Source organism: Nocardioides hungaricus, from assembly GCF_054782915.1.
This window is the reverse complement of record NZ_BAAGRO010000069.1, coordinates 1-11,890: the sequence shown is the minus strand read 5'-3', so window position 1 is coordinate 11,890 and position 11,890 is coordinate 1. Positions and strand designations below refer to the sequence as shown.

Here is an 11,890-nt window from a genome sequence, read left to right as displayed (position 1 = left end):
TGGTTGAATCCCCGGAAGAGTCTGAATCGACGAACCGTCACCCCAAATGACGGTTTGGCTGTAGCATCGATGCATGATCGCCTCGCTTGAAGATGGTGACTGATGGGTTTGGTGGCGCTGCCGGGTGGCAGCGCTGTTGATCCGGCACTGATAGGTGCGCAGGCGGCCCAGGACTTCGAGCAGGAGCTGGTGGACCAGTACGCGCTGGCGATGTCGGCGGCAGGTCTGACGGACCGCCACATCGGCGGGACTCGGGCGATCGTCATCGAGTTCGCTCGCTCGCTGTCGACTCCGCTGTGGGAGGCCACCTGTGCGGACGCGGACGCGTTCTTGGCCCAGCAGCGGCGGCTGGGGCTCAGCGTGTCGACCCGGGCGGGCAAGGCCGGAGCACTGGCGGGCTTCTACGAGTTCGTGATCGCCCGCTACGAGGGCACGATCCGCCGCACGACCGGTGTCTTGGTCGAGCAGCCGATCGATGAGTTCAATCGCCAGTCCGGGGCATCGCTGGGCAAGGTCCGGGTGCCGCCGTCGGATGAGGAGATCGACTCGCTGTTCACCGCCTGGCGCGGGTCGGTCACCCAAGCGCGCAAGTACCTTCCCGCGGCCCGCGACTACTTCGCCGCCTCGCTGTGGCGCCGACTCGGGCTGCGCATCAACGAGACCGTCATGCTCGACATCCGCGACTGGCGCCCCGATCTGGGCGAGTTCGGCAAGCTCCACGTCCGCCACGGCAAGGGCTCCGGCGGCCGCGGACCCAAGCCACGGCTGGTGCCCGGAATCAACGGCGCGAACCAGTTGGTCGACTGGTGGCTGGCCGAGGTCCGCCCCCAGTACGGCCACGACTGGGCCGACCCGGACGCGCCGCTGCTCCCCTCCGAGCGGTTCGACCGCGACTTGGACCGCTGTGGACGCGTCGGTGCGAACGCGCTGCGCCGAGCGCTGGGAATCCAGGTCGACCTGTGGCTCCCGGCGTGGTCGGGGCGAATGACCCCACACGTGCTGCGGCACTACTGCGCCTCGTCGCTGTACGCGGCCGGGATGGACATCAAGGCCCTCCAGGAGCTCCTTGGCCACCAGTGGCTGGCCACGACCTCGGGCTACCTCCACGTCCGCAGTGACCACATCGAACGCGCCTGGAACAGCGCGAGCGACCGCATCGAAGCCCGCCTGGGCCTCCGTACCGACTGACCCAACCGAATCGAAGGAGAGGATCCAGATGCAGTGGAGCCTGCGGCTGCGGGCCGCCGAACGAGGGATCTGGAAGTCCGCAGAACTTCGGCGGATGCTGGCAGATGCCGGGCTCGAGATCTCCGCGGGGAAGATGTCGTCGTGGTGGGCCGGGACTCCGCCGACGATGCGGCTCCAAGAACTCGACGTCCTGTGCGCCGTGCTCGAATGCACCCCGAACGACCTGATGACCCCCGAGCCGGACAAGGTCGCCGCGCGCCGTCCCCGCAACACCGACGCCGCCAACGGCGGAAACGGGGATGGCGATCCGAACGGCAACGGCGGCGGCACGCCACCGGCGGTCACACCGCGGCTCGGCAAGCCCCGCTCGACCCCGCCGCTGTAGCCCGCACCGCCACCGCTGACGGACACGACGAGCTGGAGAGGATCGGGATGCCCGCGCCCGGCCCCAACGCGGCGTTGCGGCTGCCGCCCAAGTGCAACGCCTGCCAGAGCAACCGCGTCGCGTGGACCAGCCCCAGAGTCGACTTCTGCTATCAGTGCCTGCCCGGCGGCCCGTTCGCCGCTCCACCGTGCAACCGCTGCCGCGCCCGCACCGACTACTTCAGCCAGGGGCTGTGCAGCCGGTGCCATCCCCGCAGCCCCGAGCACATCGGATCCTGCAGGGGCTGCCTGGCCTGGGGCGTCTACCCCCGCCACAACTGGACCTGCTGGTCCTGCCGCTGGTGGCAGAGCCACTACCCGAAGGGCACCTGCACCTACTGCGGCCGCACCAGCCACGTCAGCGACCGACAAGCCTGTCGCCTCTGCCTCGAGAACGCCCGACTCGAACAGAAACCCGGGCGGGCACCCGATGTCGCCGCCGCGAACAAGGACAGCCAGCAGCTGTTCTTCGCCAACATGGTCTTCAAGCGACGCGCGACGCCGGTGCCCGACTACGTCCGCTGGGATGGCCGGTGGTCGAAGAAGAACAAGAACCAGCTGCCCTACCAGCCCGGCACCAGGTTCGGCCGTCACGCGCTCGAGCAGCTGGCCCTGATTGAGATGGACCCCGACCCCGAGGTTCTGCGCCAACGCCTCCTGGTGGAGGACAGCGAACTGACGCGTTACTGCGCGGCCATCGTCGCCGACCACGCCCGCCGCTATGGCTGGAGCGTCAGGCAGCGCAATGCCGTGATCCAGTCCCTGCGGCTGCTGCAGATCCTGCGGCCCACTCCCACCGCGAAGGTCCGCGCTAGTGACGTCGTGGCGTTGCGCCGCTACGACGGCACCATCACCTCCACCCTCGACGTCCTCGCCGAAGCAGGGCTCCTGACCGAGGACGTCCCGACCCGGGTCGAGAGGTACTTCAACGCCAAGTTCATCGAGTCCGGAGCCCTCCCGGACGCCATGCGGGAGCACCTCCAGCTGTGGCTTCAGGTCATGCTCGGCGGATCCCGGCAAGCACCGCGCCAGCTGCCTCGCGAACCCGAGACCGTCGAGCTCCACATCCAGGGCCTCGCGCCCGTCGTGCAGACGTGGGTCGAAGCCGGGCGCCAGTCGTTCGCCGAGATCAGCAAGGACGACATCCTGGCCGCCCTCGCGGCCCTGCCCGCCGGCACCAGCCAACGCCACTTCGCCGAGAACGGCCTGAAGTCGCTGTTCAAGATCCTCAAGGGCCGCCGACTCGTCTTCGCCAACCCCATGAGGGGCATCGACCTGACCCGTGTCGCCACGAGCCTTCCGATGCCGCTGGACCCCGCCGTGATCCGGGCCGAACTGGACTCGCAGAACCCGGCCGTCGCGCTCGCTGTGGCTCTGGTGGCCTTCCACGGACTGACCGGCAAGCAGGTCCGTGAACTGCAGATGACCGACATCGTCGACGGTCGCCTCCACCTCGACGGCCGCGACATCCCGCTCGCCGCACCCGTCAGGAGCCGGCTCGCCGCCTGGCTCGACCACCGCAACCGAACCTGGCCGGCCACCGCGAACCCACACCTGCTCATCAACCGACGCACCGCGCCGCGCCTCGTCCCCAGCGGCCCGTCCTTTCCCTGGAAGGAAAGCCGCATCCGCCCACGGGCCCTGCGCGAAGACCGCATCCTGCACGAGATCCACGCCACCGGCGGCGACGTACGCCGCATCTACGACCTCTTCGGCCTCAGCGTCGAAGGCGCCACCCGCTACCTGAAGACCGTCGAGCACCCCGACCTGAGGAACGAGGACCAGCCTGGCACCCGACCATGACCGTGTCTTTACGTACCGCGCGGCGCGGGTCGAGAGTTGTCGCAACATCCTCACGCCAACGATAAGCAACCGCAGCGCGCACGATTCGGACATTCTGGCGCTGCTGACTTTGGTCACGGGCCGCAGCGTGGCGGCTCAGCGTCCCCGCATCCGTCCCCCCGAACCGTCGAATGGCGGGGGGACGTGGCGCCCTACACCGCGTTTATGCAGGTCAGGAAGCGTCCCCCCGAAACTCAGGAGATTCCAGAGCCGGTGGCTCGAGCGGTGGAGGAGGAGTCCCGTTAAGCGGATCCACTTCTCGCGGAGCTCGGCGCGACAAGCGTTCGTGGTCGGTCAGCTCACCGGCGTCGCGAGTCCGCGACGCTGCGGCCCTGCGCCGAGCTGGTCGATCCTGGAGGCTCCCACGCCGCAGCCCATTGGGCTATGGACTCGATCACCGGCGCCAGGGAGTGACCCTTGGTCGTCAGCGTGTAGTGCGGCACGGTGGTCGCGGAGGAGGAGGGGCAGGCGCGTTCCACCACGCCCTCGCGCTCGAGCTCGCGGAGCCGCTGCGCGAGGAGCCGATCGGTGAGCCCAGGGATTCTCGAGCGGATCTCGCCGAAGCGGTCGGCTCCGTCGAGGAGTGCGCGGATGATCGGGCCGTTCCAGCGCCGCCCGATCAACTCGACCGCGCGGTGGAAGACCGGACAGTAGCCCTGTGTCTCGTCCATGCAGACAACCTCCGCGGCCGACGAGTCGCCGGACCTTGACTCTTGCCAACGCCGTTCCCGGAATGATACTCCTAGAGTCACTTACAAAGAGTAAGTGACTACTTCGCATACGAGGAGCTCTCATGGACGTTCTGGTCCTCATCGGCCGGATCCTTTTCGCGCTACTGTTCCTGGGCGCCGGGATGGGCCACTTCAGCCAGCGGGAGATGATGACCGGCTACGCGGCGAGCAAGGGTGTGCCGGCCGCAGGGTTGATGGTGCCCTTCTCTGGTGCGGTGAGCATCCTGGGCGGCCTCATGGTGGCCGTCGGGGTCTGGCCCGACCTCGGCGCCCTGCTGCTGGTCGCCTTCCTGGTGCCGACGGCGGTGCTGATGCACGGCTTCTGGCGCGAGACCGACCCGGCGAGCAAGGCCAACGAGCAGACCCAGTTCCTCAAGGACCTGTCCCTCGCGGGTGCCGCGCTCGCCCTGTTCGCGTTCTTCGCCTCCGCGGGCGACGAGCTCGGCCTGCTCGTGCTCGGCCCGGTGTTCACGCTGTGACCGGCTTGCTAGTCGACCTGCCCGCCCGCGGCGGCGCCAGGCCGCGCACTACCCCGAGCAATCCGCACACCCAGCTCGATCAACAACCGGAGGACGATCGGCCGCGCCGCCTCCTGGAGGAGCGGCTCGCCCAGCTACCCGGCGTGGTCTGGCGGCCCAGCATGATCTCGGTCCCGGGAGCGCGCGCCCTGACCCTGCCGGAAGACGCCGCGCAGGGCCCGCCCGAGGCCTTCATGATCGGCACCGAGTTCGCTCACCTGCACCCCGCACCGGACCACTCACTGCACCTGGTGCTGCCGCCCGACCTCGCCTCCCGCGTGATCGAGACAGGCTGGGCAGAGCAACACCCGGTCGCCCGCCGCGGCCTGATCACCTCGGGCGCGGTGATGATCTACGCACCCCGCGACGAGGAGGAGGCAGAACTGGTCGCCCAGATCGTGACCGCCGCCTTCGAGTACGCCACCAACGCCCCGGCCTGACCAGCCGTACTGACAGAGCGCCGACGTGACCGGCATCCGGGCCACTCGGGTCCGGACCAGTCGAACAAAGATCGGAGTCAGCCATCATGCGCATCCACGAGCTCGGCCACCTGGTGCTCTACGTCCGCGACCTGGAGCGCTCACGGCGGTTCTACCGAGACGTGCTCGGCTGGAACGAGATCCGCGGGGAGGTCCCCCTGCCGGTCCCCGCGGCGGCGTTCTCCTCCGGACGCACCCACCACGAGCTGCTGCTCATCGAGGTGGGCCCGGCCGCGGCGCCGATGCCCCCGGGGCACCGTGTGGGCCTGTACCACTTCGGCCTCAAGGTCGGCGACAACGACGACGACCTCCGCGAGGTCGTGCGTCACCTGACCGAGCACGGGGTGCAGATCCAGGGGGCCAGCGACCACACGATCACCCACTCGCTCTACATCGCCGACCCCGACGGGCACGAGATCGAGCTCTACGTCGACGTGATGGCCACGGAGGAGTGGCTCGCCGACCCCTCGGTGGTCTTCGCCCCGATCCGTCCCCTACGTCTGTGACCCTCCGTGCCTGGAGCGGCGCAGGCCGCAGCGTCTGGCCATCGGCATCCAGTCCGCTGCCCAGATCACCGGCCGTGCTGAGGTGACAAGGCCGGCACCGTGTTGCTGCGCTACTCACTTACGACAATCATGCCGTCTCTCAGATGAGTATGACGGCGGCCGATTGCGCGATGGGTCACGAGGGTGAAGGGAGCGAGCGAGCCCCGCACGCGCGGGGGGTCCGGATCGCCGCGGTGTCCGTGCTCCTCGCAGTCCAGCATGCCCCGGTGCTCGGACGGCTGACGGTTCACCTGCATCGAGCGCGTCACTGCGAAACGCCTGGGCGTGCCCGGAGACTACGGATCGTGGTGTTGAGGTCCCATTCGGTCAGCGGATGTTGGGGCCGGTCTTCTCGTCGAGGTTGCGCACGTGCCGCTCCACTCTTCGCAGGGTCCGTTGGAGGTTCTCGAAGTAGCCGGGGAGTTCTTCGAGGACGGCGGTGCTTCGGTTGAGCCGGTCCAGACTTCCGGGCAGTGGTCCGGTGGTGGAGGCGAGCCTGCGCAGCGGCCGTTCCATCTTGTCCAATGGTTCGACGAGGCTTTGGTCGAGGCTGGCGAGGCGGCCGTCGAGCCGGCGCAGGGAGGTCTGGAGGTCGCCGAGCTGGCCGGACAGTCGCGCGAGTTTGGGTGCGGCCTCGCCGAGGGGTTTGGAGGTGCGTTGCAGCGTCTCGAGGTCGCGCAGAAGTCGGTCGACCTGGCCGGCGAGGGTCTCGATGTGCGGCGCGACCAGGGACAGGTCTTTCGTCGCTCTGACGACCGGCGGGGTGACCTTCTTGACGTTGCGGTCGATCCGCTGGACTTGGTCGAGGGTGTCGGGGGCTCGGTCGACGACCTCGAGGGTTTCGGGCATGCGGGTGGCGGCTTTGGCGAGGCCGGGGATATGGGGGAGGAGCAGTGCGAGTCCGAGGGTCAGGACGAGGAGGACCAGCGCGACGAGGGCCGCGAGCGCGCGTACCGCCCAGAGCGGAAGAGCGTTGTGAAGCATGAGGAACCATCCTTGCGTTGACGGGCAGCGGGTCCCGCTGTTCGCCTCGGGCAACGGCGTGTTGTTCACCCGCCCGATGCTGCGGTCACTGCGTACCCCGGGTGAAGTGGTCGACACCGACGGTGACGAACACCGCTGTCGACGTTGCGACCAGGAACCCGTCGCGGTCGGTCAGGCTGGCGGCGAGGAACAGTTTGCGGCCCTCTTGATTCGTCACGCCCGCCTCCATCCGATAGGGGGTGCCGATCATGACCGGCGCTCGGTAGTCGACCGTCAGCTGGCGGGTGACCGCGGGTGCGCCGACGAGGTAGAGCAGGAATCCGTAGAGGTCGTCGATGACCGTGGCGACTGCGCCGCCGTGGGCGATGCCGGGAGCGCCGACGTGCCGGTTGTCGAAGGTGTGCTCGGCCACGACGCCGTCCCCATAGCGGCGAACCTGGAGGTGATGGCCGTGCGGGTTGTCGGGTCCGCAGCCCAGGCACTGCTCGTGGTGGGGCGGCAGGTCGACTCCTTCCGCGTGCGGCCGGAACTTCTCAGCCCAGGTGGCAAGCATCGATTTCAGGTCAGTCATGGGATGGACGGCCTCTCAGGAGTTGGGCCCAGGCTGCGAGGACCTGTTCTTGGCGGTGGCCTGGGTGGGAGGTGAGCAGGCCGCTGACCCCCCTGCCGAGGAGGAGGTCGAGGGTGAGCCGGATCTTGATCGGGTCGTCGGTGACGTAGGTGCGACAGATCTGCGCAAGCTCCTCGTTGACGCGCTCCTCGGCTGGGATCAACTGGGCTCGCAGATCGGGATGTGAGCGGGCGGCCACCCACAGTTCCAGGGTGGCGGCGTACAGCGGACCAGAGAGAGCCTGTGCCAGCAGCCCAAGCGCAGCCTCCTGCGGCTCTGTCCGACTCCGAGAAGCCTTCGCCCCTTGAAGCGTGGCCGGGGACAGGTCGGCCAACGCCTCGCGTACTCGCCGCAAGCGCTTCTGCGCAAGATGCTCGACCGCCGCGACCACCAGTTGGTCTCGGGTCCCGAAGTGATGCAGCTGTGCGCCCCGTGACAAGCCGGCCTTCTCGGCCACGGCGGCACTGGTGGTGCCGGTGTAGCCCAGGTCGACCAGGCACGCCACGGTGGCCTCCAGCAGCACACGACGAGTGGCTGCGGAGCGTTCCTCCTGCCGCCTTGCCTGCACTGACACAGCCACACCTTACATGCAGGCACGAATGTATGTATGTCGGGAGCGTCGAGTTCCCATCCGACGGCGGGCCGGCCATCCTGAACGATGCCGGGACCCGACGTCTGTCGGTCAAGTTCGGCGATGCTCGCCGACGACGACCGCTACACCTCCGCCTCGCTCGCGGAAGGGTCTCAGGTCAGTCCGGCCGTGATAGCCGCCGAATGGCCGAGGCGACGACGTTCATCGCGTTCCTGCGCAGCGCATTGGAGGGAATACGGGAGCGCTGGTCCGGTTGCCGGCGGGGGGTCCTGAACGTTCCCCGGAGGTTCGGCTCTGGATGCTTCGGTTCGCTCAGTTGCGGACCTCGATGCTTTGTCGGTCGGTGGCCTCGGCCTGCTGGTTGAGCATGGTCAGCAGCTTGTCGCCCTCGATGTCGAGGTCGGGCAGTAGGCGGTCGAGCCAGCGGGGCAGCCACCATGCGCGCTCGTTGAAGACGGCCATGAGGGCCGGGACGAGGGTCAGCCGGACGATGAAGGCGTCGATGAGGATGCCGGCGGCGAGGGCGAAGCCGATCTGCTTGATCATGATGTCGTGGCTGAAGATGAAGCCGGAGAAGACCGCGACCATGATGATCGCGGCTGCGACGACGACCCGGCTGGCTTGGTCGAACCCATGGACGACGCTTTGTCGGGCTGGCTGGCCGTGGATGTGTGCCTCGCGCATGGAGGAGACCAGGAACACCTCGTAGTCCATGGCGAGTCCGTAGAGGATGCCGGTGACGATGATCGGCATGAAGCTCATCAGTGGGCCGCCGGTGTCGAACCCGAAGAGGCCGCTGAGCCAGCCCCACTGGAAGACGGCGGTGGTGGCACCGAAGGTGGCCAGGATGCTGAGCAGGAAGCCGGCGGTGGCCTTGATCGGGACGACGATCGAGCGGAAGACCAGCATCAGGATCAGGATGGAGAGCACGATGATGATGGCGAGGTAGAGCGGTAGGACGTCGGCGAGCTTGTCGGACATGTCGATGCCGATGGCGGTGAACCCGGTCACGCCCAACTGCACCTGGTTCTCCCGGGCGATCGCGTTGTCGGGCTCGCGCAGCGACTTCACGAGGTCGCTGGTGGCCTCGTCGCTGGGGCCGGAGGTGGGGATGACGCTGAACACGGCCAGGTCGCCGGCCTCGTTGACGCCGACCGGGGCGGCCAGCACGATGTCGTCTCGGTCCTGGAGGCCGCCGATCAGTTTCGCGGTCAGCTCGGGCGTGACCCGGCCGGCTGTGCCGGTGGGCTCTGCGGTGACCAGGAGCGGGCCGTTGAATCCCTCACCGAAGCCCCGGGCGACCGCCTCGTAGCTCTGCCGGGCAGCGGTGTCCTGGTTCGCGGTCGCACCGGTGGGGATGCCCAGGTTCATGCTGGCCGCCGGGATCGCCATAACCCCCAGGATCGCGACCACGCCGGCGATGACCGGCCACCTGAACCTGATCACACCCTTCACCCAGTGGTCAGCGACGCTGTGGGACTCCGCGTCCACCTTGGCGCGGCGTCGGGCTCGGGCCTTGTCGGAGCAGATCCGCTCCCCGACCAGCCCCAGCAGGGCGGGCAGCAGGGTCAGGGCGATGAGCACGGCCAGGGCCACCGTGGAGGCCGCGACGAGTGCCATCGTGGACAACATGGCGATGCCGATGACGGTCAGCGCGGTCAGCGCGATGAGGACGGTGAGGCCGGCGAAGAAGACCGCACTGCCCGCGGTGCCGACTGCTCTGCCGGCTGCTTCCCGCGCGGTGAGTCCTCCATCGAGGATCAGCCGTCGCTGCCGGTTGACGACGAACAGCGCGTAGTCGATCCCGACGGCCAGGCCGACCATGAGACCGAGAACGGGGGTGGCGGAGTTCATCTCGACGACCGTGGAGAGCGCGTACGCGCCGCCCACCCCGATGCCGACACCGACCAGCGCGGTGACCAGGGGAAGGCCGGCCGCGATCAGGGAACCCAGGGTCAGCACCAGCACCAGGGTGGCGATGGCGAGACCGATCACTTCGCCGATGCCGACGGGGATCTCGATGGCCTTGAGCGAGTCGCTCGGGAGAACGGTGATCCCGGTTCCCTGCTCGGCGCGCTCCACCACCTCGACCACCGAGGTAACGTCGTCATCTGTCAATGAGGTCGAGGCGACCGTGAACTGGAACTGGAACAGCGCGACCTGCCCGTCCGAGGACACCAGCACGCCGGGCACCGGGGCCCCGTCCATCAGCAGCGGCTGGTAGGGCGGCGCCTGTCCCTGGTCCGACCCGGCCAGGGGATCGACCGGTGCATTGTCTGGCGGAGTGCCCGGGGCGCCCTCCTCGGCGGCACCCAGCGCGGCGTCGAGGGGGTTGACGACCTTCTCCAGGTCATAGACGTCGCCGACGGTGCCGCTGATCACCGCGAGTCGCTCCGGAGTGTCGAGCCGCTCACCGTCCGGGGCAGTGAAGACCACGCTGGCCTGACCCCCGGAGGCCTCGGGGAGCTCCTCGGCTACGCGGTCGAGGACGGTCTGGGCCTCGGTGCCCTCGATCTTCATCTCGGAGCTGACGCTCACCCCGTTGATGGCCACGGCACCGACGACCACCGTGAGGACGGCGAGCCAACCCGCAATGAACAGCCAGGGCCTGCCGAACGCGGTTCGTCCGAGCCGGTACAAGAAAGTGGACATGGGTCTGGTGCTCCTTGGGGGGCGAGAGGCGGCGGCGTCTAGATCTAGAGGCCGTGGCGCAGGTAGTCGAAGGCGATGTCGAGGAACGAGCCGTAGTCCATCGATGCGGGGGTGGCGTCGCTCTCGCCGCCGAGGTGTACATCGAGGGTCCCCTCGAGGGCGGCCATCACGGCGCCGTACACGGCACCGAACAGCAGGGGCACGTAGACGGTGGGGTACCGGTCCCCCGCCACCGAGGCCAAGAGGTCCTGTGCGGTATGGCGCATGCGTTGCTGAACGCCAAGTACGTAGGGCTCCAGGGTCGGATACTGCCGCGCCATCGCCATCAGCTCGCGCATCCTCACCAACGCGTCTGCGGTGAACTGCGTCCTCATCACGGCCAACAGGGCATCGAGCAGGGACAGGTCAGCGGGAAGGCCGGTCAGGATCGCACTCGCGTCCTCGACACCACCGAACGCGACCGAAGCAACTGCCTCCTCCTTGCACGAGAAGTGGTTCGCGAAGGTGCGCCGGGAGTACCCCGCCCGCTCCACCACGTCCGCAGTGACAAACCCCGACAAGCCGCGCTCACGGGTCAGCTCGAACGCCGCCTGGGCCAGCGCCTCTGCCGTCGCCTCGCGCTTGAGATCCCGCAACCCACGATCCATGCCCTCAGTATGCCGGTCCCTACCCAATGAGAAAAAGTGCCCAATGCGCAGCTCGGCATTCACCTCCGCGCGGTTCCGTAGAGCGCGCCATCTCAGTCAGTTGCTCTCGCACCTGCCGCAGCCGTTTCTGCGCCAGATGCTCGACCGCGGCGACCACCAACTGGTCGCGGGTCCCGCAATGGTGGGGCTGGGCGCCCCGCGGCAGCCCGGCCTTCTGCGCAACCGCCGCGCCGGCGGTGCCGGTGCAGCCGAGCTCGACCAGACACGTGATGGTGGCGTCCGGGAGGCCGCCACGCTCTCCAGCCGAGCGGTCCTCCTCCCATCTGAATGCAGGTGCACCTCCGCGGGTTGCATGCGTGCATGAATGTATGGGGACTGCGTTCCCGTTGCTTCCGCGAGTGATGGAGTCGCATGAAGGCAGGGTGAGGTCATGGCCAGAGTGGTCCTCGACTATCCGCACCGTCAGGCCGGGCACTGTGGCTCCGGTGCCTTGCGCGACCTGATGGAGTGGGAGGGGCTCGGCTGGGCTGGTAAGGGGTTCCGAGGCCGCCTGGCCGGCGTGCTCGCCGCCGCTCAAGGGTCCCGGATCACCTGTCCGGTGACGTTCTCGGTGACGGCTCCCGATCCGGCACACGCTTCCCGTTGCGACGTCTCTGAACCTGAGTGTCCGCACAGGCTC

Annotated in this window: 12 protein-coding genes and 1 pseudogene; 7 read left to right on the top strand and 6 right to left on the bottom strand. The window is 68.4% G+C overall.

The features are described 5' to 3' along the window. The first annotated feature begins 102 nt into the window (after positions 1 to 102). From ACYVKX_RS23195 to ACYVKX_RS23185, 3 genes are read left to right on the top strand one after another with little or no spacing between them, the layout of a single operon-like run. Complete coding sequence (locus ACYVKX_RS23195; protein WP_302709470.1) at positions 103 to 1,188, top strand: tyrosine-type recombinase/integrase; 1,086 nt, start codon at positions 103 to 105, stop codon at positions 1,186 to 1,188. Between the two features lie 28 nt (positions 1,189 to 1,216). Beyond that, positions 1,217 to 1,573 carry a helix-turn-helix domain-containing protein gene (locus ACYVKX_RS23190; RefSeq protein ID WP_302709471.1) on the top strand — a complete coding sequence of 119 codons (357 nt, stop codon included), beginning with the start codon at positions 1,217 to 1,219 and terminating at the stop codon, positions 1,571 to 1,573. A gap of 47 nt (positions 1,574 to 1,620) precedes the next feature. Further along, positions 1,621 to 3,414 carry a hypothetical protein gene (locus ACYVKX_RS23185; RefSeq protein WP_427816964.1) on the top strand — a complete coding sequence of 598 codons (1,794 nt, stop codon included), beginning with the start codon at positions 1,621 to 1,623 and terminating at the stop codon, positions 3,412 to 3,414. Between the two features lie 338 nt (positions 3,415 to 3,752). On the opposite strand, the gene ACYVKX_RS23180 is transcribed toward ACYVKX_RS23185, so the two are convergent. Then, positions 3,753 to 4,124, bottom strand: a complete 372-nt coding sequence (locus tag ACYVKX_RS23180; RefSeq protein WP_032491541.1) for a winged helix-turn-helix transcriptional regulator — start codon at positions 4,122 to 4,124, stop codon at positions 3,753 to 3,755. Between the two features lie 122 nt (positions 4,125 to 4,246). Here ACYVKX_RS23180 and ACYVKX_RS23175 point away from each other — a divergent pair, with 122 nt between their 5' ends. The 3 genes from ACYVKX_RS23175 to ACYVKX_RS23165 all read left to right on the top strand — a co-directional run bounded on the left by ACYVKX_RS23175 (position 4,247) and on the right by ACYVKX_RS23165 (position 5,687). Continuing rightward, a complete protein-coding gene (locus ACYVKX_RS23175; RefSeq protein WP_188782382.1) occupies positions 4,247 to 4,663 on the top strand; it encodes a DoxX family protein in 417 nt (138 codons plus the stop codon). After that, entirely contained in the window at positions 4,660 to 5,142 is a 483-nt protein-coding gene (locus ACYVKX_RS23170; protein ID WP_302709473.1) for a luciferase domain-containing protein, read from the top strand. Before ACYVKX_RS23175 ends, ACYVKX_RS23170 begins: the two co-directional genes overlap by 4 nt. An 86-nt stretch (positions 5,143 to 5,228) precedes the next feature. Continuing rightward, positions 5,229 to 5,687 carry a VOC family protein gene (locus ACYVKX_RS23165; protein WP_302709474.1) on the top strand — a complete coding sequence of 153 codons (459 nt, stop codon included), beginning with the start codon at positions 5,229 to 5,231 and terminating at the stop codon, positions 5,685 to 5,687. Positions 5,688 to 6,053: 366 nt separating this feature from the next. Here the strand turns inward: ACYVKX_RS23165 and ACYVKX_RS23160 are convergent, their stop codons facing one another. From ACYVKX_RS23160 to ACYVKX_RS23140, 5 genes are all read right to left on the bottom strand, one after another. Further along, positions 6,054 to 6,710, bottom strand: coding sequence for a hypothetical protein (locus tag ACYVKX_RS23160; RefSeq protein ID WP_305687150.1), 657 nt, complete (start codon positions 6,708 to 6,710; stop codon positions 6,054 to 6,056). An 85-nt stretch (positions 6,711 to 6,795) separates the two neighbouring features. Then, positions 6,796 to 7,281 carry a PaaI family thioesterase gene (locus ACYVKX_RS23155; RefSeq protein WP_188782378.1) on the bottom strand — a complete coding sequence of 162 codons (486 nt, stop codon included), beginning with the start codon at positions 7,279 to 7,281 and terminating at the stop codon, positions 6,796 to 6,798. After that, positions 7,274 to 7,843: a TetR/AcrR family transcriptional regulator gene (locus ACYVKX_RS23150; RefSeq protein ID WP_302709476.1), complete on the bottom strand. Its 570-nt coding sequence runs from the start codon at positions 7,841 to 7,843 to the stop codon at positions 7,274 to 7,276. The genes ACYVKX_RS23155 and ACYVKX_RS23150 overlap by 8 nt, the downstream gene beginning before the upstream one ends. A 381-nt stretch (positions 7,844 to 8,224) precedes the next feature. Continuing rightward, the gene (locus tag ACYVKX_RS23145; RefSeq protein WP_302709477.1) at positions 8,225 to 10,564 is read right to left on the bottom strand and encodes an MMPL family transporter; all 2,340 of its coding nucleotides are present in this window, start codon (positions 10,562 to 10,564) and stop codon (positions 8,225 to 8,227) included. A 44-nt stretch (positions 10,565 to 10,608) separates the two neighbouring features. Then, a complete protein-coding gene (locus ACYVKX_RS23140) occupies positions 10,609 to 11,274 on the bottom strand; it encodes a TetR/AcrR family transcriptional regulator (protein ID WP_460836079.1) in 666 nt (221 codons plus the stop codon). Positions 11,275 to 11,641: 367 nt separating this feature from the next. Here ACYVKX_RS23140 and ACYVKX_RS23135 point away from each other — a divergent pair. Continuing rightward, positions 11,642 to 11,890 (top strand): annotated as a pseudogene (locus ACYVKX_RS23135) (hypothetical protein); the annotation flags it as partial.